The sequence below is a fragment of the Paludibacterium sp. B53371 genome (assembly GCF_018802765.1).
Classification (GTDB): Bacteria; Pseudomonadota; Gammaproteobacteria; order Burkholderiales; family Chromobacteriaceae; genus Paludibacterium.
Genome location: NZ_CP069163.1, coordinates 3236213 through 3260010, shown reverse-complemented (window position 1 = coordinate 3260010; position 23798 = coordinate 3236213). Strand labels below are relative to the sequence as shown.

The 23798-nt window shown below is 58.6% G+C and carries 24 protein-coding genes; 7 read left to right on the top strand and 17 right to left on the bottom strand.

Annotation, left to right across the window (positions count from 1 at the left end; genetic code table 11):
- Positions 1-95: 95 nt before the first annotated feature.
- The 3 genes from JNO51_RS15550 to JNO51_RS15540 all read right to left on the bottom strand — a co-directional run bounded on the left by JNO51_RS15550 (position 96) and on the right by JNO51_RS15540 (position 3232).
- On the bottom strand, positions 96-1559 hold the full coding sequence (locus tag JNO51_RS15550; RefSeq protein WP_215779084.1) for a methyl-accepting chemotaxis protein: 1464 nt from the start codon (positions 1557-1559) through the stop codon (positions 96-98).
- Between the two features lie 177 nt (positions 1560-1736).
- Positions 1737-2177: a DUF3757 domain-containing protein gene (locus JNO51_RS15545; RefSeq protein WP_215779081.1), complete on the bottom strand. Its 441-nt coding sequence runs from the start codon at positions 2175-2177 to the stop codon at positions 1737-1739.
- A gap of 173 nt (positions 2178-2350) precedes the next feature.
- Positions 2351-3232 carry an EamA family transporter gene (locus JNO51_RS15540; RefSeq protein ID WP_215779078.1) on the bottom strand — a complete coding sequence of 294 codons (882 nt, stop codon included), beginning with the start codon at positions 3230-3232 and terminating at the stop codon, positions 2351-2353.
- A 111-nt stretch (positions 3233-3343) separates the two neighbouring features.
- On the opposite strand from JNO51_RS15540, the gene JNO51_RS15535 reads away from it, so the two are divergent.
- From JNO51_RS15535 to JNO51_RS15525, 3 genes are all read left to right on the top strand, one after another.
- Positions 3344-3865 carry a MarR family winged helix-turn-helix transcriptional regulator gene (locus tag JNO51_RS15535; RefSeq protein WP_215779074.1) on the top strand — a complete coding sequence of 174 codons (522 nt, stop codon included), beginning with the start codon at positions 3344-3346 and terminating at the stop codon, positions 3863-3865.
- A 1-nt stretch (position 3866) separates the two neighbouring features.
- Positions 3867-4634 (top strand): alpha/beta fold hydrolase, encoded by a 768-nt coding sequence (locus JNO51_RS15530; protein ID WP_215779071.1) that lies wholly within the window; start codon positions 3867-3869, stop codon positions 4632-4634.
- 410 nt (positions 4635-5044) lie between these two features.
- On the top strand, positions 5045-5215 hold the full coding sequence (locus JNO51_RS15525; protein ID WP_215779067.1) for a hypothetical protein: 171 nt from the start codon (positions 5045-5047) through the stop codon (positions 5213-5215).
- 90 nt (positions 5216-5305) lie between these two features.
- On the opposite strand, the gene JNO51_RS15520 is transcribed toward JNO51_RS15525, so the two are convergent.
- Complete coding sequence (locus JNO51_RS15520; RefSeq protein ID WP_215779063.1) at positions 5306-5806, bottom strand: hypothetical protein; 501 nt, start codon at positions 5804-5806, stop codon at positions 5306-5308.
- Between the two features lie 131 nt (positions 5807-5937).
- Positions 5938-6561, bottom strand: coding sequence for a response regulator transcription factor (locus JNO51_RS15515; protein ID WP_215779060.1), 624 nt, complete (start codon positions 6559-6561; stop codon positions 5938-5940).
- Between the two features lie 225 nt (positions 6562-6786).
- Here JNO51_RS15515 and JNO51_RS15510 point away from each other — a divergent pair, with 225 nt between their 5' ends.
- From JNO51_RS15510 to JNO51_RS15495, 4 genes are all read left to right on the top strand, one after another.
- Entirely contained in the window at positions 6787-7437 is a 651-nt protein-coding gene (locus tag JNO51_RS15510; RefSeq protein WP_215779058.1) for a DUF2589 domain-containing protein, read from the top strand.
- 88 nt (positions 7438-7525) lie between these two features.
- Positions 7526-8119, top strand: coding sequence for a DUF2589 domain-containing protein (locus JNO51_RS15505; RefSeq protein WP_215779055.1), 594 nt, complete (start codon positions 7526-7528; stop codon positions 8117-8119).
- Positions 8116-8565: a lysozyme gene (locus JNO51_RS15500; RefSeq protein ID WP_215779052.1), complete on the top strand. Its 450-nt coding sequence runs from the start codon at positions 8116-8118 to the stop codon at positions 8563-8565. The genes JNO51_RS15505 and JNO51_RS15500 overlap by 4 nt, the downstream gene beginning before the upstream one ends.
- A gap of 15 nt (positions 8566-8580) precedes the next feature.
- Entirely contained in the window at positions 8581-9057 is a 477-nt protein-coding gene (locus JNO51_RS15495; protein ID WP_215779050.1) for a ribonuclease domain-containing protein, read from the top strand.
- Between the two features lie 86 nt (positions 9058-9143).
- Here the strand turns inward: JNO51_RS15495 and JNO51_RS15490 are convergent, their stop codons facing one another.
- From JNO51_RS15490 to JNO51_RS15435, 12 genes are all read right to left on the bottom strand, one after another.
- A complete protein-coding gene (locus tag JNO51_RS15490; RefSeq protein WP_215779045.1) occupies positions 9144-9944 on the bottom strand; it encodes an energy-coupling factor ABC transporter ATP-binding protein in 801 nt (266 codons plus the stop codon).
- On the bottom strand, positions 9937-10782 hold the full coding sequence (locus JNO51_RS15485; protein ID WP_215779043.1) for an energy-coupling factor ABC transporter ATP-binding protein: 846 nt from the start codon (positions 10780-10782) through the stop codon (positions 9937-9939). Before JNO51_RS15485 ends, JNO51_RS15490 begins: the two co-directional genes overlap by 8 nt.
- The gene (locus JNO51_RS15480; RefSeq protein WP_215779041.1) at positions 10779-11546 is read right to left on the bottom strand and encodes an energy-coupling factor transporter transmembrane protein EcfT; all 768 of its coding nucleotides are present in this window, start codon (positions 11544-11546) and stop codon (positions 10779-10781) included. Before JNO51_RS15480 ends, JNO51_RS15485 begins: the two co-directional genes overlap by 4 nt.
- A 21-nt stretch (positions 11547-11567) precedes the next feature.
- On the bottom strand, positions 11568-12167 hold the full coding sequence (locus JNO51_RS15475) for an ECF transporter S component (RefSeq protein ID WP_215779039.1): 600 nt from the start codon (positions 12165-12167) through the stop codon (positions 11568-11570).
- A gap of 53 nt (positions 12168-12220) precedes the next feature.
- Complete coding sequence (locus JNO51_RS15470) at positions 12221-12964, bottom strand: nucleoside phosphorylase (protein WP_215779037.1); 744 nt, start codon at positions 12962-12964, stop codon at positions 12221-12223.
- 7 nt (positions 12965-12971) lie between these two features.
- A complete protein-coding gene (locus JNO51_RS15465) occupies positions 12972-13670 on the bottom strand; it encodes a Crp/Fnr family transcriptional regulator (protein WP_215779035.1) in 699 nt (232 codons plus the stop codon).
- 729 nt (positions 13671-14399) lie between these two features.
- Positions 14400-15341 (bottom strand): COG2958 family protein, encoded by a 942-nt coding sequence (locus JNO51_RS15460; protein WP_215779033.1) that lies wholly within the window; start codon positions 15339-15341, stop codon positions 14400-14402.
- A 34-nt stretch (positions 15342-15375) separates the two neighbouring features.
- Entirely contained in the window at positions 15376-18414 is a 3039-nt protein-coding gene (locus JNO51_RS15455; protein WP_215779030.1) for a type I restriction endonuclease subunit R, read from the bottom strand.
- A 35-nt stretch (positions 18415-18449) separates the two neighbouring features.
- Positions 18450-19052: a hypothetical protein gene (locus JNO51_RS15450; protein WP_215779028.1), complete on the bottom strand. Its 603-nt coding sequence runs from the start codon at positions 19050-19052 to the stop codon at positions 18450-18452.
- A gap of 16 nt (positions 19053-19068) precedes the next feature.
- On the bottom strand, positions 19069-20337 hold the full coding sequence (locus JNO51_RS15445) for a restriction endonuclease subunit S (protein ID WP_215779026.1): 1269 nt from the start codon (positions 20335-20337) through the stop codon (positions 19069-19071).
- A complete protein-coding gene (locus JNO51_RS15440; protein WP_215779024.1) occupies positions 20337-22556 on the bottom strand; it encodes a class I SAM-dependent DNA methyltransferase in 2220 nt (739 codons plus the stop codon). The genes JNO51_RS15445 and JNO51_RS15440 overlap by 1 nt, the downstream gene beginning before the upstream one ends.
- Positions 22557-22621: 65 nt before the next feature.
- Positions 22622-23527 carry a WYL domain-containing protein gene (locus JNO51_RS15435; protein ID WP_215779021.1) on the bottom strand — a complete coding sequence of 302 codons (906 nt, stop codon included), beginning with the start codon at positions 23525-23527 and terminating at the stop codon, positions 22622-22624.
- Positions 23528-23798 lie beyond the last annotated feature (271 nt).

The window sequence follows — 23798 nt, the reverse complement described above, 5'->3', positions numbered from 1 at the left end:
GGGTCCTTGGTGGAAGCCTGAGTGTTCTATCTATTTGTTCTATTGTTTATTGATATTAATTCCTGATTAAATATTTGCTTGTTATTTTCATCCCGTCAGAACAGCTCGACTTTGCCGTGGGCATCGTCCTGTTCGCCTTCTTCGGTCGGGTAGCCGATGCGGAAGCCGCCCCAGTGGCGTCCCTGGATCATGATCGGCACCGACAGGTCGTGCATCACTTCGCCGGTATCGCGTTTGTAGGTCTGGATCAGCACGGTCTGTTCGTGTTTGCCGCAGCGTGAGCCGGTGCGGTCGTTGAAGATTCGTTTGCTGCGGTTGGCCTGCAGGTCTTTGTCGCGGTTGCCGGTCAGTGGGGCGCTGTAGCGGCGGTTGTGGGTCGGCACATAGCCGCGCAGGTCGGTGGCGATGGCGTAGGCGGCTTCGGGGTGGGCCGTGAGGAAGGCTTCCTGGATCGGCGGCAGCAGTTCGTCGGTCAGGCGGTCGAAGCGCGAGTGGTATTTTTGCGGCCAGGTGTCGGGGATGGGCTCGTAGTGGTCGGAGAACAGATCCTGCAGGCTGATGCGGCCGTCCTTGACCGCCTGGTTGAGCGTGGCCTCGACCTGGTCGGCGGTGGCACGGGCGGCACGGTAGTAGTGGGTATGGTTGACGTCCATGTCGTAGTCGACCATCAGCTTGAAGGCTTTTTCCCCGGGGGTGTCGCACAGGGTGACGGCATGGCCGAGCTCGGTCTGGAAGCGGCCCATCTGGGCATAGTTGTCCTGGGCCAGGCTGGCGATGCGGCTGGCGGATTCGGCCGCCGAGCTGGCGCCGCTGGCCATGGCCGAGACCTGGGCGGAGGTGTCGATGGCGTCGCTGAGAATGGTCGACAGCTGGCCGCCGATGGTTTCCGCCACACCGGAGACCTGGTTGGCTTCCTGCGCCAGGGCCTCGATGTTTTCGACCGAGGCGATGGTCTGCTGCTGTACGTTTTCGATGATGCGGGTGATGGTGGCGGAGGAGTCGCCGGCCAGGGTGGCCAGTTTGCGTACTTCATCGGCGACCACGGCAAAGCCGCGTCCGGCCTCGCCGGCGCGCGCGGCCTCGATGGCGGCGTTGAGGGCCAGCAGGTTGGTCTGGTTGGCGATCTGCTGGATGGTGGCCGAGGCGGTGAGCACGGCGCGCACCTGGTCGGCCAGCGCCTTGAGCATGTCTTCCGACTGGCGGGTCTGCTGCGCCATGCCCCCCATGCGCGTCACTACCTGGCTGAGTGCCTCGACGCCGGAGGCGGCGCGGCTGCGCGTGCGCTCGGCGGCATCGGTGGCGGTCTGGGCGCTCTGTGCGACCTGGCTGACCAACTGGTGAATGGCCAGCGACTCGTCGGAGATGGTGTTGGATTGCTGCGCCACCTGGTCGGAGTCTTGTTTCAGGAGGGTGAGGTTGTGGCAGACATGCGCCAGGCTGACGCCCATGTCGTGCAGCGTGCCCATGAAGGAGTTGGCGCGCACGCTGCCGCTCTCTGGCGCTTCCGTGCCCGGGGCAAGGGTTTCAACGGTATTGGTCTTGGTTTTGAAGGGCCACATGTATTGTTCTCGTGATGTGGGCGCGTTGGGCCAGGGTTGATCTGCACGTTGTCACCATGACGCTGCACATGCGTACAGGTCTTTTTATGTATAGAGCATTCCTGGAAACCGGGGGTCAGGTCTTGTATTTTGCGTGGCAATGCAAAATACAAGACCTGACCCCCGGTGGTGTTGCGGTTATCGGCCGGCTGGCTGGCTCAGGGTGAAGCGGCACTGGCTGGCGAGCGGGGTGCGGCATTCGAAGTAGCGCAGGCCGAACGGTCCTTGTTGTGCCTGCCAGTCGTTGAGGTCGGTCAGCATGACCGTGGGTTCGGTGTCCTGGGGTTTGTAGCGCAGGTCGACGGGGCCGTTGGCGGTGCGGTAGCTGCACTTGCCGAATTTGCCTGTCGGCCGCGCGGCGTCGGCATCATCGGGGTAGAAGGTGGCCGATTCGAAGGTCTGGATGGCGCCGGAAATGCCCGGGGCGGCGATGCCCAGCCATTCGCCGCTGCCGGCGGTGGGGGCGGTGTAGGTCGCGCCCCGTACGGTGATGCGATGGCTGTCGGGGCAGCTTTCGCTGCGCTGGGCATAGGCGGCGGCACTGCTGGCCAGCAGGCACAGTAACAGGGTTTTTTGCATGGACGATTTCCTTTTCAGCATGGCGCCGGCGCCGCTTGCTCAGGGAGTGGCAAGCGGTCGGCGTGGGGGCTAGAGGCTGGCGGCAGGGGGAAGTTCGCGGGGGCGGGCGGCCGGGGCGGGATATCAGACAATCCTGACAGGCGGGGTGCGGTCATCGAGGCCGGGCAGCGGCTTCAGCGGGGTGCCGCGGGGGCGATCATGCTGCGCTGGACGACCAGTACGCTGCCGAGCACGGTCAGCATGCCGAGCAGTGACTGTGGCGACAGCGCCTGGCCCAGCAGTACCCAGCCGAGGAGGACGGCGGTCAGCGGGCTGAGCAGGCCGAGCGAGCTGACGGCGACCGGCGACAATCGGGTGATGCCGCGGAACCACAGCCAGTAGGCGAGCAGGGCGCCGATGCTCGACAGGTAGAGGTAGGCGGCGATTTGCAGGCTGCTCAGTGTCGGCAGGGGCGGGTCGTAGTGCAGTACCAGCGGGGTCAGCATCAGGCCGCCGAGCAGCAACTGCCAGCCGGTCAGGGCGCTGACCGGGGCGGGCAGTGCCCAGCGGCGGGTCAGGTAGGTGCCGCAGGCCATGAGCAGGGCGCCGGCTGCCGCGGCCAGCATGCCGGGGCCATCCCAGTGTGAGCCGGGGGAGAGTAGCAGGGCCGCCATGCCGAGTACGCCGAGCACGCTGGCGCCGAGGGCCAGGCGGCTGGGGGGGCGTCGTTCGCATTGCCAGATCAGGGCCATGACCAGCAAGGGCTGGCAGGCGCCGACCACGGCGGCCAGGCCGCCGGGCAGGCGATAGGCGGCGATGAACAGCAGGGGCTGGAAGGCACCGATATTCAGCGCCGACAGGATGAGCAGGCGGAGCCAGTGTCCGGGGGCGGGGCGCCAGCCGGTGGCGAGGATCAGCAGCAGGCCGGCGGGCAGGACGCGCAGCAGGGCGGCGGTGAATGGCCGGTCTGGCGGCAGCAGTTGGCTGGTGACGATGTAGGTGGTGCCCCAGATGACGGGCGGCAGGGCGGTGAGCCAGACGTCAGCCCAGCGGGGCGCGTGGTCGGTGTGGTGCATGGGCAATCCCTTTGCTTCGGCTTATAATCGTGTCGGCATAGCTTGAATTCAAGATAACAGTTGTCTTGAATTCAAGGCAAATTAATCTTGAATTCAAGATAAAGGTGCGGCATGGATGTGACAGGGCAGGGGGATGCGGTGGACCGGATTCTGGCGCAGTGGGGCCAGGAGCGGCCGGATCTGGATGTCAGTCCGATGGGGATGATCGGGCGGTTGGGACGCTGTGCTGCGCTGGTGTCGCAGCGGCTGGAGCCGGTGTTCGAGCGTTTCGGCCTGTCTGGCTGGGAGTTTGATGTGCTGGCGACCTTGCGGCGCAGCGGGGCGCCTTACTGTCTGGCGCCGACGGCTTTGTTTTCTTCGCTGATGGTGACCTCGGGCACCATGACGCACCGGCTGAAGGTGCTGGAGGGCAAGGGCTGGGTTGTGCGCGAGGCGAGCAGTGAGGATGCGCGCAGTACGCTGGTGCGGCTCAGTGCCGCGGGGCTGGCGCTGATTGACCGGGCGGTCGAGGCGCATGTGGCCAATGAGCATGCCCTGCTGGCGGGGTTGAGTGCGCGCAGTCAGGCGGGTTTGAACAAGCGGCTGGCAGAGTTGCTGGCTTTTCTGGAGCAGGCGGAATCAGGACGGCAGTGAGATGAAGACATTCCGGTGGGAAGCGGCGCAATGCACGTTGCGCTATCACGATTTGCCCGGCGCAGGCCGGCCCTTGTTGTTTGTGCATGGCCTGGGCTGTGCGGCCTCCTGTGATTATCCGCAGGTGGCGGCACAGGCGGTGCTGGCGGACCGGCGTCGTCTTTTGCCCGATCTGCCTGGTTCGGGCTTCAGTGATGCCCCGGCAGGGCTGGCTTACCGTACGACGGATCATGCCCGGGCGCTGGCGGCGCTGGTGACGTCGCTCGGGCTGGAAGCGCTGGATGTGTATGGCCACAGCATGGGCGGCGCGGTGGCGATCGAGTTGGCGAGTCTGTTGCCGGCGCAGGTGCGGCATCTGGTGTTGAGTGAGCCGAATTTCGACGCTGGCGGCGGGATGTTCAGCCGGGCGATTGCCGAGTATTCGGAGGCCGAGTATGTGGCGCGCGGCCATGAGGTGATGGTGCGGGCGGCGGCGACTGGCGGGGCCGGGACCTGGGCAGCGTCGCTGCGGCATTCGTCGCCGCTGGCGGTGCATCGTTCGGCCTGCTCGCTGGTGGCCGGGGTCGAGCCCTCCTGGCGGACGCTGCTGTTGCAGTTGCCCATGCCGCGCACGGTGATTTTTGGTGAGCTGTCGCTGCCGGATGCCGATCTGGACTGGTTGCCGGCGCATGGGGTGGCGAGTGTGGTGTTGCCACAGGCGGGGCATTCGATGGCCTGGGAGCAGCCGGCGGGTCTGGCGGCACTGATCGCGCAGTCCCTGAGTCGTTGACCGGCCTGAAAGCGCGCAGCGACTGACGTGCTTGCCACATAGGCTGCGACATGGTTTTGTATATATCAGCACTTTGTGATGGATGTTTTGGGTGCCTGTGCCACGGCGGGCGGGCTGTATTAGCGCAGGCGCCGACCCCAGGTATTGGCACCCGGCCCGCAGGCCGACGCTGAGGCGAAGTTCAGGCTGGACAATCAGTACTCATGAGGCTTTGCCCGGTTTGTTGCGCTGCAAAATTCCATGGGCGTTTCCCGGGTTGTCTGCCTGATGTCTTGCGGCCTGTTACCCGGCTGCATTCATGCATTTCGGGTTTTTTGCCGGTCTTTTCGGCCGGCCCGCGGTGCATGGTCAGGGCGGGTCGGGCGTGGCATGCTGGTCTCGATGATTATTACTTCAGGACACGGACCATCATGAAAACATTGCAAATTTTCCAGACGAGCAGCGGGTTGTGGAGTGGCAAGATTCTGGGCGCCGACGGCCATGAAATCATTCGCATCGCCGGCCTCGAATCGCCGCAGGAAGTGGAATCTGCGCTGCAGGCCAACGGTTTCGAAGCTCAGCACGTTATCGTCGAGGCCTGAGCGACACACAGTCAGAACCGGGGTCAGGTCTTGCTTTTTGCGTTCAATGCAAAAAGCAAGACCTGACCCCGGTTTTTTGCTGTTGACGGATTAGTCGACCTCAGCCAGGGCAAACAGCATGGGGGGCGGTTGGTGGGGCAGATGCGGGTGTTGGTAAAAGCTCATGAATTTGTATGAGCTATAGAGGTTGTTCTTGCCGAAGTCCGAGTAGGCAATGAACAGGATCCATTTCTTGCCCGGTTGCCGGTTCATTTCTGCGGCGCGGGTGCTCAGATTCAGGTCGTAGAGTTTGTTGTAGTCCTCCTGGAAAGCCTGGTTGAAGCTGCGGCCGGCAAAGATACCGGCATTGGTGGCCGATTCGACTTTGGTCTCGACGTAGTACAGGTTGTTGCCATGCAGGAAGGCAATGTCCGTGCGTTGTCCGGCCACCGCCTGATAGTTGAATTCCCGGACGACCTGGCAGCCTTGCTGGCTGAGACTGTTGCAGAGGAACCAGTGGGCGATGATTTCCCATTGGGCGCCTTGTCCCACCGCATTCACCATCTGGTGCTCTTCCTGTGCGGCGATCATCAAGAATTGGTCGTGATTCATGTTGTTTCTCCTTGACTGGTTGATGGGCAACGTGTGTTGCCTTGTCAGCCTGGCGCATGCCTTGTCCTGAATCGATGTGTCTGATGGATGGGGCCGCCGTCAGGGGGAGAAGGGCCGGGGTTGTCGGTGGCTCATGCCTGCAGTCGCTCCACCAGGACGGCAGCTTCGGTGCGGTTGTGTACGCCGAGCAGGCGGAAGATGGCATAGAGGTGATTCTTGACGGTGCCCTCTGCCAGTGAGAGCTGACGACAGATCTGTTTGTTGGACGCGCCCTGGGCCAGTAGGGCCAGGATTTGTGATTGTCGCAAGGTGAGTCGTGAGTGGACCGGGGGCTGGCTGCGGGGATGGCCGGTGACGTCCGGTTCGCCGGAGGTGGCCAGTTCCATGGGGATGAAGGCCAGGCCGCTGTGGACATGCCGGATCGCCTGGTACAGGCGTTCCGGCATCATTTTTTTCGGGGCGATGCCGGCGGCGCCGTGGCGCAGCAGGCGGATGGCGTCTTCCATGTTGGCTTTGTGCACTGTGATCAGGATCGGGCAGCCGGGGTATTGCTGTTGCAGGCGTTCGATCCAGTGCTGGCAAGGGGCCTGGTCGAAGTCTTCATCCAGCAGGATGACCGATGGGGAGGCGTGGGTCTCGGTGATGGCTTCTGCTTGCTGGATGGGGGTGATGCTGAGTTCTGGGGCCAGGATGGCCATGCTGTGTATGAGTCCGGTCAGATAAAGCGGGGTGCTGTCCAGCGCCAATACCTTCATGATGTGGCTCCAATAATTATGATGAATGGGTTGTTTTAAGGGTTTTGATATTGGAGCAATGCTCAGTCATTAATACATATGACGAATGAATTATGACTTGTCGTATGAGTCGTAAGGCGCAGGCTGGTCATCCGAAGGGTGCATGGGTCCGTGTTGGCAAGCGATTTAGCTTGATAGGGCGAGATGGTTCTCGCGCTTTTAATCACTTGTTAAGGAGAACGTACCATGGATCCGAATTTTATCGGCTCGGTGTTGAATGCTTTGCCGCTGGACAAAATGATCGGGGGCCCGCTGCAGGCGATGATCACGGCGCAGGTGCAGGCCAGCAAAGCCTATGCAGATTTTCTGCTGACGGTGTGTATCCAGGAGGGCAAGGCGGTCGCCGTGCAATTCGATTACGACGAGACCATCGTTGATTCGGAGGGCAATGCCAAGGGGATTCTGCAGAAAACCATGCGTATCCCGCTGATGGCGGCGGTGGTGCACCCGATCATTTGTATCGAGGAAGGCACGATTGATTTCGAGCTGGAAATCTCGCAGAGCGAGGCGTCCAGTTCGACGACCGATGCCGAGGCTTCGCTGGAGGCCCGTATTGGCTGGGGTCCGTTCAGTGTGTCGATCAAGGGGCGTGTGTCGCACAAGTCGGAGCAGACGCGCAAGACCGATACCCGCGCCAAGTACTCGATTCACACGCTGGTCAAGCGTCAGCCGATGCCGGAAGCCCTGAGCCGTGTCATTGACTTCCTCACCGATGCTGCGACCAAGCCGGTGCTGGCGCCGTCTCAGGACGCGAGCAAGCCCAAGCCCCTGCCGGACACCCCGCAAAGTGGTCTGGTCGGCGTGAAAGAAGCCGAGCAGAAGAAGAAGGTCGGCTAAGTGACGCCCCCCCCGGAACGGTGGCCCGTCCCGGGGGGCGCGGGGTACCGCCGCGCAGGCGGCGGTCCTTTCATTGGGGAGAAAGTCTATGTGGCCATTTTCCAGAAAGCGCGGTGAGGCTTCGTCGGGCGGCGGCGCCGAGCCGCCGTCCACACCGCCAGCACGCCAGGGTCCGGAGAGTCCGTCCGCCGAGTCTGCCGTCGGTCTGCAGGAAATTACCCGGGGGTTGTTGAATGCCGCTGCGGCAGCCAATCAGATGGTTGCTCATCAGTATATGCGGTTGCTGGATCAGTTTTTTGATGTTGAGGACGATGGCTCGCTCAGTGCCAAGACGGTTCAGTTGGTGCTGGATGAGCAGCACGAGATGACGGTGCCGCTGGTGACCTTGATGTCGCCCAGAGGCATGGCGATGGAGCGCATGAAGGTGAATCTGGCGGTGCGCACCGATGCGGTGGACAGTCTGCCGGCAGAGGAGGGGGCCGGGCAGGATCGCACCAGTCAGTTCCGGGTTTCGATGGCGCCGATTTCGCCGCAGGAGGCCGGTGTGCGCGATTCTCGTTTCATGAATATCGAGATTGAGTTCGTGGCGCAACAGCCTCCCGAGGGGATGATGCGACTGGTGGATGAGTACACCAACCGCGTCTTGCCGCAGGCGCTGGCAGCGAAAGGAGAGGGCGCATGAAGCTGCCGGAAAGAACGGGCGCGGCCGGGATCGGCCTGATCAAGCAGTTTGAGGGGCTGCGCCTGAGCAAATATCGCGATGCGGTCGGTTTGTGGACCATCGGTTATGGCCATCTGATTGGCCAGAGCGAGCGGTTTGACCGTCCGCTGTCGAGGGGCGAGGCGGACAGTCTGCTGCGTGCCGATTTGCGCTCGGCGGAGCGTGCGGTGCGTCAGCTGGTGCGTTATGGCGGCCTGACGCAGTCGCAGTTCGATGCGCTGGTGTCTTTTGTGTTCAATCTGGGCGCCGGCAGGCTGCGACAGTCGACGCTGTTGCGTTATCTGAATGTCGGCAATGTGCCGCATGCTGCCGAGCAGTTCATGGTGTGGGACAAGGCAGGCGGCAAGGTGTTGCCCGGGCTGACGCGCCGTCGCCATGCTGAACGCAGCCTGTTTCTGGAAGCATAGAAAGGAGAAGGGATCATGACTCATGTCTATCGTTTTGTGGCCAGCTTGCTGCTGTCGCTGTGCCTGATTTCCGGTGCCTGGGCGGAGCGCTGCCAGCAGGTGGTGGAGACACTGAACGCTTCGCTGTCAACGCCGGTGGTGAAGACGGATCAGCTGGCCGAGGTGCTGAATTCGCTTCGAACCCGCGGGGTGCTGCCCAAGCGCTATCTGAGCAAGCAGGCTGCCCGGGAGGTGTATGGCTGGCAAGACGGCCCTGTACTCTGGGAGGGTGGGTTCAGTACCTTGCGCGGCAGGATGCTGGGGGGATATGGCTTCAGGAATTCTGCCGGCCTGCTGCCCCGGGAGGTGTCCTGGCAAGTGGCTGATCTGGACTATCTGCATCTGGGTCAGCGCGGCGCCAAGCGTCTGATCTATGCCGAAGGAGAGCCGCGGCGTTACCTGACGGTGGATCACTATCGCAGCTTCGTGCTGATTCCGCCCTGCCAGGACTGAGCGACACACCATCGAAACCGGGGTCAGGTCTTGCTTTTTGCGTTCAATGCAAAAAGCAAGACCTGACCCCGGTTTTTGTTGGCGGGTTATCGCGCCTGTTTCGTCTGGACGAATTCGTCGACGGTCAGGATGGTGCCCGGCAGGCCCATGCGGGTGGAGAGCTGGGTGACATGCGGTGGTTCGAGGTGGGACTGCTGCAGGATGGTGTCCTGGCCGTACACTTCGCGGGTGGTGCCGTCGAGCAGGACTTTGCCCTGGGCGAAGACCAGGGTGCGCTCGAAGGTTTCGGCCACGAAGTCCATGTCGTGGATGATGGTGAGTACCAGTTTGCCCTGGGCGACCAGCTGGCGAATGATGGCCTTGATGCGCTCCTTGCCGGCATGGTCCTGGGCGATGGTCGGTTCATCGAAGATGATGATGTCGGTGTTCATGGCCACGATCGAGGCGATGCTGATCAGTTTGCGCTCGGACAGGCTGAGGTCGTAGGGGTTGTCGGCGACCTTGTCTTCGAGGCCGACCAGCTGCAGGGCGCGTTCGGCGCTGTCGCGGGCTTCCTGCGGGCTCTGGCCGATGTTGAGCGGGCCGAACATGACTTCGTCGATGACCTTGTTTTTGAAGATCTGGTCGTTGGGGTTCTGGAACACCAGGCCGATGTGGCGCGCCAGGCCGGCCACGGTGGCTTCGCGGGTGTTGATGCCGTTGATCAGCACGTCGCCGCTCACTGGTTTGAGCAGGCCCTTGAGCAGTTTGACGAAGGTGGTCTTGCCGGCGCCGTTCTGGCCGATGATGGCCGTGGAGCGCTGGTCGAAGCTCAGCGTGATGTCGTTGAGGATGTTTTCGCCGGCGGTGTAGTGAAACACCAGGTTGCGGATTTCGATCTTATTCATGCAGGTTCACCACTTGCTCGTAGGCGTCGTCCAGGGTCATGGGGTAGAGCCCGGTCTGCGGGTGGCGCAGGCCCAGTCCGCGGCAGATCTGGGCAAAGACCGGCGCGGCAATGCCATAGTCGGCCAGATCGTCGCGCGAGAACACGCGCTCCGGGGTGTCGAAGTCGATCAGGCGGCCCTGGTCGAGCAGCATGACGCGGTCGGAGTAGCGGGCGATTTTTTCCATCTTGTGTTCGACCATCAGCACGGTCATGCCGCGGCGGCTGAGGGCCTGGATGGCCTGGAACACTTCTTCCGAGCCTTGCGGGTCGAGCTGCGAGGTCGGTTCGTCCAGAATGATGATGTCCGGTTCCATGGCGATGATGCTGGCAATGGCCATGCGTTGCATCTGGCCGCCGGACAGGTCGAAGGGGTTGCGTTTGCCGAAGCGCGTGATGCCCAGCAGGGCCATGGCATTGTCAATGCGTTCCGGCATGGCTTCGCGTGGCACGCCGAGGTTTTCCAGGCCGAAGGCCAGTTCCTCGTAGACGGTCATTTTCGAGCCGCTGACCTGGGTGAAGGGGTTCTGGAAGACCAGACCGACCTTGCGCGCCAGTTCGCTGATCTCGGTGTCTTCGACCTTGAGGCCGTCGACGGTGACGCTGCCGCCATAGGCGCCCTTGTAGAAGTGCGGCACCAGGCCGGTCAGTGCCTGGCACAGGGTGGATTTGCCGGCGAGGTTGCGGCCGACGATGCCGATGAACTCGCCCTTGTTGATCTCGAACGAGATGTCGTTGAGGGCCAGCTCCTGGGTCAGCGGGTAGCGGTATTTCAGGCCTTCGACCACGATTTTTTTCATGCCATCACCCTCCAGACGATGGCGGCCAGCATGGCGAGCACCAGTCCGATCTTCAGCAGGCGGTCGACGCCGCTGCGCTGTTCTTCATTGAGAAAGGTTTTTTGCGCCCGCGAGCTGAAGGCCCGGACTTCCAGGGCCAGTGAGCGTTCGCGCGTGCTGATCAGCGAGTTCATGACCACCGGGCCGATCAGCGGCAGGAAGGCCTTGATGCGGACCAGCAGGCTGCCTTCGGTTTCCATGCCGCGCGAGCGTTGGGCATCGGTGATGGTCTCCATGGTGGCGGTCATCTGCGGGATGATTTGCAGCACGGAGGACAGGACATAGCCGAGGTGGGGCGACAGACCTTGCCGTACCAGGGATTCGATCAGGTCGGAGGGGCGCGTGGTCAGTACCAGGATGGCAAAGGCGCACAGGATGTTGACTACCCGGATACAGATGGCGGCCGAGAACAGCAGGCCTTCGCGGTAGAAGTGCATGCCGGCGAAGGTGAATTGCAGTTCGCGGTTCTCCGAGTGGAACATCCCCTGGATGATGACCACCGAGATCAGCACCAGCATGCTGAAGCCGATGAGCGGGATGACCTTGCGCATGACGCGGGCCTGCAGCAGGAGCAGCAGGCTGATGGCCAGCATGACCAGTCCGGGACGGAAGCCCGGCAGGATCGCCGGGATCAGGATGGCCGCCAGGATGTAGATCAGCTTGGTGATCGAATCTACCTTGTGGACGAAGGTCCTGTGGTCCTGGTAAAGGCTGAGTGCTTTCAAGATAGTCGCCCCCCGGGCTAGTTAGAGCTTTTCGGTCTGGCTGTCGTGACGGAACAGGATGGTCAGTTTTTGCGGCAGACCCTTGAAGATCCCGTAGGCCACCATCACCGTGGCGATCTTGTCCGGTACGTCGACGATGAATTCATCCACCGCAGAGGCCATCCATACCGGGAAGTGATGGGCCACCATCGAGGCATAGACCAGGTCGCCCCAGACGTTGCCGGTCTGGCCGCCCCAGAAGGCAATGTTGATCGGGGTGGAGATCACGGTGGCGACCACGGCGGCGACCAGGCCGACGACGATGGTGCTGCCGATGTTCTTGATGCGTCCCTTGTGGGCCATGACGCCGACGGCCAGACCGATACCGATGCTGGTGAGGGCGTAGATGAACGAGATCGGATCCATGGTTAGGCCATAGATGATGTTATTGATGGCGCCGCAGATGGCGCCGACCACCGGGCCGGCCAGCATGGCGGCCAGTACGGTGCCGATGGCGTCCAGCCAGAGTGGCAGTTTAAGCAGGCCGGCAAACAGTTTGCCGATGTAGTTGATGCCGACCGCTGCCGGGATCAGTACCAGCGCGGATGTTGAGAGTTTGAGGCTCCACATGCTGTTTTTCATTCGAGGTCTCCTGTGTGTGTGGCTTGCCCGTGCCAGGCACGGACGGTCGTTGCTCAGTGTGCCGCCAGGCTGGCAATGGCCTCCAGCGTGGTGAGGATTTCATTGCGTTCGCCCTGGGCGGTGCGGCCTTCGCCATCGACATAGTCGTTGATGCCGGCCTCGATATTGTCTTGTTGTTCGACCACCACGTTCAGGATGGAGGCGGCGCGCAGGCCGCGCAGACGCGCGATGACCAGCAGGGCCGAGGTTTCCATGTCGGCGGCCAGGACGCCGTGCTGGCGCCAGTGTTCGCGCGAGCGGTCTTCGTGGTCGGTGTAGAAGCTGTCGTGGCTGTGGATCAGGCCGCAGTGGCTGGTGAAGCCCTGGCGGCGGGCGCTGTCGAGCATGGCTTGCAGCAGCGTGGTGTCGGGGACGGCGGGGAAGTTGTCGCTGATATAGGCACGCGAGGCACCGTCATCGCGCACGGCGCCGCAGGCAATCACCAGGTCGCCCAGGCGCATGTCGGGCTGCAGGGCACCACAGCTGCCGATGCGGATCAGGGTATGCACGCCGATCTGGCGCAGTTCTTCGACGGCGATGCCGGCCGAGGCGCCGCCGATGCCGGTGGAGACGACCATCACCGGTACGCCTTTGTAAGTCCCGCGGCAGCTTTTGTATTCGCGGTTAAAGGCGATGTCCACCGGGTTGTCGAGAAACGCCTTGACCCGCTCGACCCGCTGGGGGTCGCCCGGCAGGATGGCATAGGGGGCGGCGTCTTCGCGCCCGCAGCGGATATGTGGCTGTTTCGTGTCCGACATGGTGGCCTCACTTTCTTTCATAAAAGTCGTAGGTTTTCTTTTCTGATTCATGTTGCAGCGCGCTGACGTCGCGGAAGATCACTTGATGACCTTCGATGGCGATCAGTCCCTCTTCGCGCAGGCTCTTCAGGATCCGGTTGATGCTGCGTGTGGCCACACCCATCAGCTCAGCCAGTTCCTCCCGATCGAGGTTGACCCGGTCCGCCCTGGCCGCAGCGGCCAGCAGAAACTGGCAGATGCGCTGGCGCAGCGGGTACAGCGTGTCGGCACCGGCTTTTTCGCTCAGCATGTAGATCTGGTTGCACAGGCTGCGCGTGAATGATTCGCTCAGGTGCCGGTCCAGATTCAGCCAGCGTAAAAAGGGCTCGCGACGCAATCTCAGCAGCACGACATCGGAAATCGCCTCGACGAAGCAGCTGTAGGGGCGCTGATCGAAGATTTCGTGCTCGCCGATGTAGTTGCCCTGCTGGTAAATGGCCAGGGTGTACTTGCGGCCGTTTTCGGTCATGACGTAAATCCGTACCAGGCCGCTGACAACAATATAAAGACTGTCGTAGACCTGACCCTGATTCAGCAGGAACTCCCCCTTGCGGCTGCGTACCACGACGAACTCTTTCAGGACTTCGTAGGGGCAGCCTTTCAGCAACTGGTAGATGCCTTTTTCCTGCTCGATGACCGAGATGACCTGGTCAATATTTCTGGCCATGAATCCCACTTTCTTTCTCCCTGCAATGATACAAGTTCCGGTTTTTGCATAAAGGACAACTGGGTAGCACCACCAAGGAATAAATCGACATTTGAGTAAAATATCAAATGTTTTCGGGACATTTGTCCCGAGCGCTGTCATGGCACGGTCACAATCGGCGGTGAGGCACCTGGGCGAGGGGGCTGACGGTATTGTCGGACATTTTGCCGGGAGGGAGCTGGAGATAGCGCAAGAAAGCACCTCATGCACGGTGCATTCACGTAGGACACATCCGCGTAGGATGCATTCACGTAGGATGCATTCGCCGAAGGCAATGCATCAATGCAATGCGCCGATGCGGCAATTGGCGGGTTGTACGGTGTGCTGGTGGCGTAGGGCATTCATCTGGAGGCCGGGGGGAAGCGCCCCGGGGATGTCGTGCCGGCTCAAAATGGACAACAAAAAACCCGCAGAGCCAATGCTTGTGCGGGTTTCTGTGTTCTTGCTGGTGCCAGGGCCGGACCGGACTGTTGATTTAAGTCTTTTAAAAACAGTGAATTGAATTCGTGTTTTTAAAATGTACCCCCTCATGTACCCCTTACACTTTGCTTAAAATTTAGACAAATCGCGGGCGTGTTTGGGACTCAAACCAGGGCAAAATGCCTTACTCAGGGCATCTCTGGCAATGCAAATGTGTTGCAAAATTACCGCATGTTATCGTTTCAAGATCGGATCCTATGCAGGCAAAAATCAGTCTGTCTCCTCATGGAAATCCCAGTCTGATAAACGCGCCTCTCCTGTCTGATAGAACTGCTTCACAAGCTTCAGGTACTCCAGAAAGTCTTTGTTCTCCATGGCTAGACGGTTGGCCATATCCCAGTCGATTTCGTCTCGCTCACGGGCAGGAATCAAGACCTGGCTTTCAGCGGGATTCTCAACGTCCAACTTAATGAGACCAATGCCGTGTGCTGCAAACAGCATTCTCAGTTCCTTAAGTGTGTCCTGGCCCACGATTTCTGCTGATACCAGATAGCCGAAATTGGTCCACGAAGAGTTGGATACAGCCTGAAAAAAGCATTCGCGCACGTTCGAACGATTGAGTAACAGCTTCGCTTCGAATGACCACAACTTGGTACGTTTATCTGCGTATTGATTAACGCAGTCCCGTACCTCCTGGTGCCACTCCGCACCCAAGTCTTCCATACCAACCACATCCGGATACAACCAGCGGTTACCGTTCGGCCCACGCTTGTTCGATGAACGCTTCTCATTGATGCGTTTAGAATAGATCCCTAGCTCTTCCCACAGATAACGCGAGAGCAGCGGGTACAGGGTGTGCTCGCCAAACTTTGCGTCGTTGGCATCTGCTACGGCTATGCTGGTGGTACTCTCCGCGGCTGCGATTTCGGCATCGTCGGTCATTGCCGAGTAATAGTATTTACGAGGTCGACCCTCGGTTGTTTTTAGCTCGGGATGCTGTTTTTGTAAGCGCGGACGCTGCGAACTGATCTCGGCAACTAGTTGCTGCATCAACTCTGCATCGGTACTGATGGATTTGCTTGTTTGCTTCTTTGCCTGGCATTCCCCTGGAAATGTCGAGAAAATCCACTCAGCAATCTGCCGTGCCGTCAGCTTCTCCTCAGGTCGTTCTTTTAAGTAATTAACGACGGTTTTCGCCAGATTTAATGCCATAACACTCTCCAGCCATATTCACTATTGCTGATCATTAATGGGTACTGCTTGCAGACCTGATCTGCTGATACACTGCTCGCATCAAATGGCTTGCCGCGATATTTTTGAAAGCTTCATCATTCATCAAACGCACGAAAATCTCCTCGTTACCATCCATGCGTTCAATAAATAAGTTCTCGAGCTGTTTGTTGAACACTGGTTCGAAGTTTTCGATACTGTTGGCCATGACCGCTTGGCGCAAATGCTCATTGGCCACAGCGGTTTCACGGACTTGATCAAAGAAGAGCTGATCGGCTGGGGTGAATTCTGTTCCGAAGCGCTCATTGAGCTTGCCAACCAAGGTCGAAAGCTGCACATCCTCGTCTGCTTGACCTGTGCCCACATCGGTCGGGCCTTCAAGCGCATCCGCCTCGCCCGCCTTGAGATCAATTGCCCCCTCGCTGATTTTTTGCAGGCGGTAGTATTTGAGCTCGACGTCATCGTCGACCTGCACCGTCCGGTTGTCCGTCGTGCGCGGCAGCTTGGTCAGCAGGAAACGGGCATAGGTGTATAGCTTTTCGTGATCGGAGTCCTGGTAAGGCACGATCTGAGAAACAAAGCTGTACAGATTGCGGAAGCTGACCAGCTGCCCCTTGAACAGGTTCTGGTCTTCTTCCCCGAGCTTCTTGAATCGCTCAATCGCCAGATCGAGTAAGCCATTCAATTTCTTGTGCTCGCCGCCTGTGGGGTTCAGCCGGTTGCGGAACCAGATTTCGCACCAAGCACTGACCTCGGCTTCGGTATAGATTTTCCAGTTGGCTAGTGCGTGCGCAAGCGTGTTGAGCTGTTGTGGGTCGGTATCGTCGCCCTTGTCTGTCGCTTCGTAATACGGCTTGAAGGCGGTGTAAATGTCTGCCGGCTCGTTTACAAAATCGAGTACGAACGTGTCGGTCTTGCCTCGTGTCGTTCGGTTCAGGCGCGAGAGTGTCTGTACCGCCTGGATGCCAGACAAGCGCTTGTCGACATACATGCTGTGCAACAGCGGCTGGTCAAAACCCGTCTGGTACTTCTCGGCCACCAGCAAGACTTGGTATTCCTCAGTGTTGAACTTCTCCGGCAGCTCGGATTCCTTGATGCCGTTGTTCATGCTCACTTCGGTGTATTTCTTGTCAGCGAACTCTTTGAGCGTGATCTCGCCCGAAAAAGCTACTAGCGATTTGACGTCGGTGTAGCCCTTGTCCTTGATGTACTTGTCGAACCCCAGCTTGTAGCGCACGGCGTGCTCGCGCGAGCCGGTCACCACCATCGCTTTAGCTCGACCGCCAATCTTGTGGCGGGTATGGGTACGGAAGTGCTCAACGATCACTTCGATCTTCTGCGCGATCTCGTAGTCGTGAAACTCGACGAACCGCGCCAGTGCGCGGGCGGCCTTGCGGCGCGGCACCTCTGGATCTGCCTCCACCTTCTGGATCAGCTTGTAGTAGCGCTTGTAGCAGGTGTAGTGGGCCAGCACGTCGTGAATGAAGCCTTCCTCGATGGCCTGCCGCATGCTGTAGTGGTGAAAAGGTGCTTTACCGTTGGGGCCAGGTTCATTGAAAACAGCCAGTGTCTTGAACTTGGGCGTAGCGGTGAAAGCAAAGAAACTCAAGTTGGGTTGTTTGGCTCGCTTGAGTTGTTCGCGTAGCAGCTCCTTCTTTGCCTCTTCGCTCAAGGCATCGTCATCCATGTCCAACAACTGCTCGGCAATCGCGGATTCAATGCCGTCCTTGTTCAGGATCTTGCGCAACTCCATTGCGGTTTCACCGCTTTGCGAGCTGTGCGCCTCGTCCACGATCACCGCGAAGCGCTTGCCAGCCGTCGAGATGGCCACCCCTTTGCCGTTGGCCTCCATCGTGCGAATGGCTTGGGTGATGAACGGGAACTTCTGGATGGTGGAAATGATGATCGGCACGCCATCGGCCAGCGCCTTGGCCAACTGTTGTGTGTTTTCGTCGATCTTTTGCACCACGCCCAGCTTGTGCTCAAACTGAAAGATCGTGTCTTGTAGCTGTTGATCCAGCACGCGCCGGTCGGTGATTACCACCACCGAATGAAAGATCTTCTCGTTCTTGGCATCGTGCAGGCTGGAGAGGCGGTGCGCCAGCCACGCAATCGAGTTCGATTTGCCTGAGCCAGCGGAATGCTGGATCAAGTAGTTGTGCCCCGAACCATGCGCCTGCGCGTGGTCGGTCAGTGCGCGCACTGCATCCAGCTGGTGGTAGCGCGGGAAGATCATCGTCTCTTTGCGGTGGCGCTTGATACCCTTTTCAGTAACGACCGTCTTTTCCTCGACATCCAAATGGATGAAACGGGCCAAGATGTCCATCAGGCTGTCACGGGTCAACACCTTGTGCCACAGGTAGGTGGTGCGCACATCGCCCGCTGCAGGCGGGTTGCCCGCGCCGTGGTCATGCCCCAGGTTGAAGGGCAGAAAAAACGTGTCCTTGCCTTCCAGCTTGGTGGTCATGAACACCTGCTCGGTATCCACGGCGAAATGCACCAAGCAACGCTGCTTGAAAGCGAACAACAATTCCTTGGGGTCTCGCTCAAAGCGATATTGGTACTTTGCGTTTTCCACGTTCCATCGCGTGGCCGACATCGGGTTCTTGAGCTCCAGCGTGGCCACGGGCAAACCATTCACCGCCAACACCACATCGGGGATGGCCCCGCTCTTGGTGTTCACCTGCCGCACGACGGTCAAGCGGTTGTCGTCGTAGCGTTCAGTACTCGCGGGGTCTAGCCCAGTGTTGGGTGCAAAGTAGGCCAATCGCACCGTTTTGCCCACGCATTTAAAACCCCCGCGCAAAATTGCTAGGGCTCCCTTGACAGCGAGCTCTTTCACCAAGCTGTCCAATAGCATCGCGGGCGCTTTGGCTGCGTCCAGCTGGGTCAGGCGCGTCCATATCTTGGGTTGCGTCTTCTGCACAAAGGCAACGACATCTGCTGGAAACAGTGCCGCTTCCGGGTCGTAGGTGTTGGGATCACCTTTTTCGTAGCCGCCTTGGCTTACCAGTGCGTGCTCGATGTCGTTTTCGAAGTCGATTTCTTTGTGCATCTTTCTCACCCTTTAAATGCGTCGGATTCGGCCTGTTAGCGAATCACCTCGATATTGCTGTTGTCCAAATCCGCCAGCGCCATGCCATTGAGGTCGGCATAGCGGTAGTGGCGTATCGTGTGATCGCGCTGCAGGTACTTGCCATCCGCATCCAGATATGGCGTCGGGTCGGGATGGTTGCTCAGCACATACTTGGTCGCGTGAATTGCGTAGCGCTTGGTTGTGTACGCATTGATGGTGGCGTGTAGCGCCTTGAGCCAATCCACACTGGCTTTCAACTGGTCTGGTACGTCGTGCGGAATGCTCTCTGACTTGAACTCAAGGCAGTACACATACAGCTTGCCTTTGCGCAGGTTGAACACCACGAAGTCACAGCGCTTTGACCAGGGCTTGGCGGTATCGTCCAGAAAGTGAAACAGCGGCAACGATGAGCCGTTCTTCTTGGTGTCCAGCTTGATCACCAAGGTCTCGCCCGTGGTTTGCAAGCTAACCTTGTATTCGATGGGCTTGTTGCCGCTTTGGCCGAAAACCTTCTCCTTCAACACTACCTCACTGGCGCTTGCTTGCGGCTCGCCGTAATGGTTGGTATTTAGATAGGACTTCAGGCAGTTGAAGTAGCCTTGTGCGTTCAACGCCATTGGGGGCTGCCTCCGTTCATGAGGCAATCCCTTCGGCGATATGTGGAATCGCAAAATCACGCACGTCAATCTTCCCGGTGACGGCGTTAGTTATCAGCGCGCTACGATACTCGGTCAACCGATCGATGACGGTTTGCGCTTTTCTGCATTGAGCATCAATTGCCGCAGCAGCTTTATCGAGATGATTGACGATTTCTGCTTGCGTTTCTTCAGGCGGCAACGCAATTTCAAAATCCCCAAGTGTTTGCGTAGTTAGCTGATTAATTGTTGATGTGAGAAATCGGCCAGACTGGAATTTGAACAGGGTTGAATTGAGAACGTAATACAAGAATCGAGCATGTCTAGACCGCAAAACTGTCATGAATGCACCGAAGGCTTGATTGCTTACTTCCTCGGTTAGTAGTGCGCACTTTCCAATAAGCGCGCGACTCCCATTTCGCGAGCAAATCAGGATGTCGTCGGCTTTTGTTATGACCTTCTTTGGTATGTCGCAACTGACATAGACACAGTCGTCAAGGGATATTTTTCCTTCTTGGACGTTGGAGGAACGCAGAACGAGGGTGCCACCATCACTTACGACGTCATCTGGCGAATAAGTTAACCCAAGGATCAAATCCCCCAAAAATTTGACCCTTGTTTCCTTCCAATCTTGCGGAATTGAGCCTAGCCACTCAACCTTCGACTCCTTCATCGCCACGGACGGATCAAGCCCCTTGGTGACGGCATGGCTGATAAGCGCTGTGCGCTTTTCGGCCAGCTTGTCGAGCAGCGTTTTTTTCTTTGCGATCAGGGCATCAATTTGTGAGGTTTTGAAATCGAGGAAACGGGCGATGGCTTGTTGTTCGTCATGCCTTGGTAGAGCAAACGGAATTGCACCGAGATCTTGTTGGGTCATACTCGGTAATGCTGTGCTAGTCGCATATTTCAGGAAGTTGATGGTCAAAGCACAGTAATACAAATACTTTGCTGAAACATCGTTAGCAACTTCCGTATAGAACATCGTATCAACGGTCCAGAATGGGCCATTGATGTATAGTGGCCTATCAATAGTCCCTTTTCTTCCAAGCAATACGGACTCACCGTTGTACAAATAGGCGCTCGCTTTTGCAAACTCGCCACCAGATCCAATGACTGGAAAGCCATCATCTGCTACGACTTCCTTATAGTCTTTGCCATTCTGAATTCTCGCCATGAATTTCAGACGGCGAACAGTCCAATGCTCAGGAATCGAGCCTATTGTCTTGATGCCAGTCGGCTTGTAATGTTCATAGGCGCTGTAAGCCATCAGACCACCTCACTCAGCATGGCCATGATCTCTTTTTCCAGTTGGCTGATTTCGCCAGCAATTTCATCCAGCGGGCGCGGTGGCTGATAGACGTAGAAATGCCGGGTCAGCGGGATTTCGTAGCCCACCTTGGTCTTGCTGTGGTCGATCCAGGCATCTGGCACGTGCGGCAGGACTTCAGCCTTGAGGTAGTCCTCGCAGTGGTCTTTCACCAGCGCCAACAACTTGTCGTGGCCGGTTTCGTTGTCGTAGCCCAGTGGCAGCGGCAATTCAATGTCATTCGGCAGGGCCACGATTTCGGTATCGCGTAGATCGGCATCCGGTTCCGGGTTGCCCTTTGCATCCAGACAGATGTCTGCCTTGGGGTCGCGCTCCGACAGCGCCGCCAAAATCGCTTTCTTCACTGGCGCAGGAACCTTGTTGGGTAGCTTTTTCAGGGCGGCTTCGAGCACGGCTTCGAAAGCAGGACGATTGCGGTACAGCGTTTCACTGTCCATGCCTTGCAGGGCAGCCTTGATGGCTGCCTGTGTTTCTTGGCCTGCCGCGACTTCCGCGCGATAGGCTGCATCGTCTTTACGCTTCTTGCTGCTTGCCAAATTGATAAAGGCGCTCTGCTCATCCAGCTTGGCAATGCGCTCTGCGCTGGCTTGGAAGTTCAGCCGCAGCGGGCGCTCAACGGTGATCTTCAAAAAGCCAAATTCGCGGTTCTCGAAGAGCTTGCTGCAAACCCGGCGCTCGGGCTTTCCGTCCACCAGCACTTCGCTTTCCGCATCGTGGTCGTGCTCGGCGTACAGGCGCACCAGTTCCCTGATGTGGTCATCCGAGAGCTTGTTGCGCTTATTGCCCAGGCTCTTGTCCATCTTCTTGAAATGGCGGGTGCCGTCGATCAACTGCACCTTGCCTTGGCGGTGCGCGGGCTTCTTGTTGGTGACGATCCAGACGTAGGTGTAGATGCCGGTGTTGTAGAACATCTGGTCAGGCAGGGCGACGATGGCGTCCAGCATGTCGCGTTCGATGATCCAGCGGCGGATGTTGGACTCGCCCGATCCGGCGTCACCCGTGAACAGGGGCGAGCCATTGAAAACGATGGCGATTTTGGAGCCGTCGCCACCGACGTTCTTGCCATCGACCAGCTTGGGCGGCTGGTGCATCTTGGAGATCATGTGCTGCAAGAAGAGCAGCGAGCCATCGTTGATGCGTGGCAAACCCGCGCCGAAACGGCCAGCAAAGCCTTGCTGTTCGTATTCCTCGCGCACGAAGTCTTCTTCCGGCTTCCACTCCACCCCAAAGGGTGGGTTGGCCAGCATGTAGTGGAATTTCTTGTCTGGGTGGCCGTCGTGCGGCACAAAGCCGTTGGTCTTGTTCTTGGCGTCCTTGATGCCCAGAGTGTCGCCGTAGATCAGGTTGTTGATCGGCTCGTCCTTGATCAGAAGGTCAGAGCAGCAGATGGCATAGGACTCGGGGTTGTATTCTTGGCCGAACAATTCGATGTTGGCCTGGGGATTCTTGGCCATCGCGGCTTTTTCAGATTCAGACAGCATGCCGCCCGTGCCCGCAGTTGGGTCGTAGACACTTCGGTAGATGCCCGGCTCGAAGATGCCATCTTCTCCCGTGAAGACCAGCTCAACCATCAGGCGAATGACTTCACGAGGGGTGAAGTGATCCCCTGCCTCTTCGTTGGCTTGCTCGTTAAACTTGCGCACCAGCTCTTCGAACAGGTACCCCATCTGCAAATTACTGATGGCCTTGGGGGAGAGGTTGATATCTGCCGAGCAGAACTCCTTGATGATCAGGTACAGGCGATTGGCCTCGTCCAGCTTGGCGATCTCCGTTTCAAACTCGAACTTGTCGAAGATGTCGCGTGCACGAGGCGAGAAGCCCTGGATGTAGGCGATCAAGTTGCCCGCGATATTAGGCGCATCGCCCAACAGCTTCTCGAATGTAAAGCCACTGGTGTTGAACAACTCTTGTTTGCGGTCGGTAGCTGCGATTCGAGAAAGCGCTTTTTCGAGGGCCGGGCCTGTGATGCCTTTGTCTTCGAGGCGTTTCTTTTCGGCTAGAACCTTCTGCTTGTTTTCTGCCAGCACCAAATCAAAGCGGCGCAGCACAATCAGCGGCAGCATAACACGACGGTACTGTGGCGGGCGATAGGGGCCTCGCAGCTTATTTGCGATACTCCAGATAAAGCCGACAAGGTTTTGGTGCTGTGCGTTTTGCATTCAAATTCCTATGATTTTTCGTATTCTTTAAATCGCCTGTTTTTCTCGACTATTCATCGTGACCATCAACAGGTGCGAGGTGCATATCCAGGAGCCAGTACGGCAGTACGAACATTGTCTAGAACTTGACGCTCCTTGAGAAAAAGCCGATATTCATGTCCCCGCAAGCGGTGTCCCTGCGAACAATCCACCCCCCATTTTCTCAACGTGTACCCCGCCGTCGCCGCACGCAGCGTTAGCCGCAGCACACCGTTTTCCATCCCATAATCCATCTCGGTAATTTCCGGATACGGCTGATCAGGGTGCGGTACCAACTCAAGCTCGATTGTCCGATTCCATTCCGTGTCCTGATCACTCTGCTCATGCGCGGCGATCGGCTGCCCGACTAATACTTGCGGTTGTGTAACCCGTGTCAGTACAAAATCCCGAAATTCATGCGATTTGCGGTCAAATGCACGCACATGCCAGCGCAGACCGGTATCGATCAATGCAAAAGGCACGATTTCGCGTTGGGTTAAGCCGCTGGTGAGCGAGTGGTACTGCATGGAGAGTGGGCAGCCGAGGTACATGGCGCGGGTGATGGCCGCCAGCGTATTCAGGTCTGGTTTGGCCAGTAGGGCCGGGCCATCGGAGATGATCCAGGTTTTAGGCTGTGGCTCGGCGTTGTCGCCAATGCCTTGGGTCAGCCAAGCTAGGACGCGCTCGGTGTCGTAGGAAAACAGAGGGCTGAAGTGGTTGCCGATCAGATAGGTCTTGGCTTTGGCGTCGTATTGGATGTTGCCGGCTGCCAGGGCCTTGTACAGACCGATATCACGTGTGGCCGCTGCCTCTTGCATGCCAAAGCGGGTCACTAGGTCTTGCCGGCGGATGCAGCCCATAAACCGTAGACGCAGCTCGATAAAGGCCAGCCGGTCGCGCTGTGCTTGCGTGAGCGATTCGATCGAATGGTCTTGCTGCAAGGTCTGAGGCATCTGCGTCGTTATTCTTTAATATGCTGTAAAGCTGTTTAGTCCCTAGATGCTACGCAAAATGATGACCATCAGCAAGTATTACGTATGGGTAAAATGAATAAATTTGATATGGCTCAGTGGACAATGGGGTCAACTAACCGGCTGGCATTGAATGAATGCAGAGGGGGGAGGTCATGGCCGGTCGCTGGCTGGCAGCGAGATACCAGAGGGGGAGACCGGTAGAGAAGAGATAGGGTTAGTGCGGGCTTACCGATTCAAATTCAAACAGCTC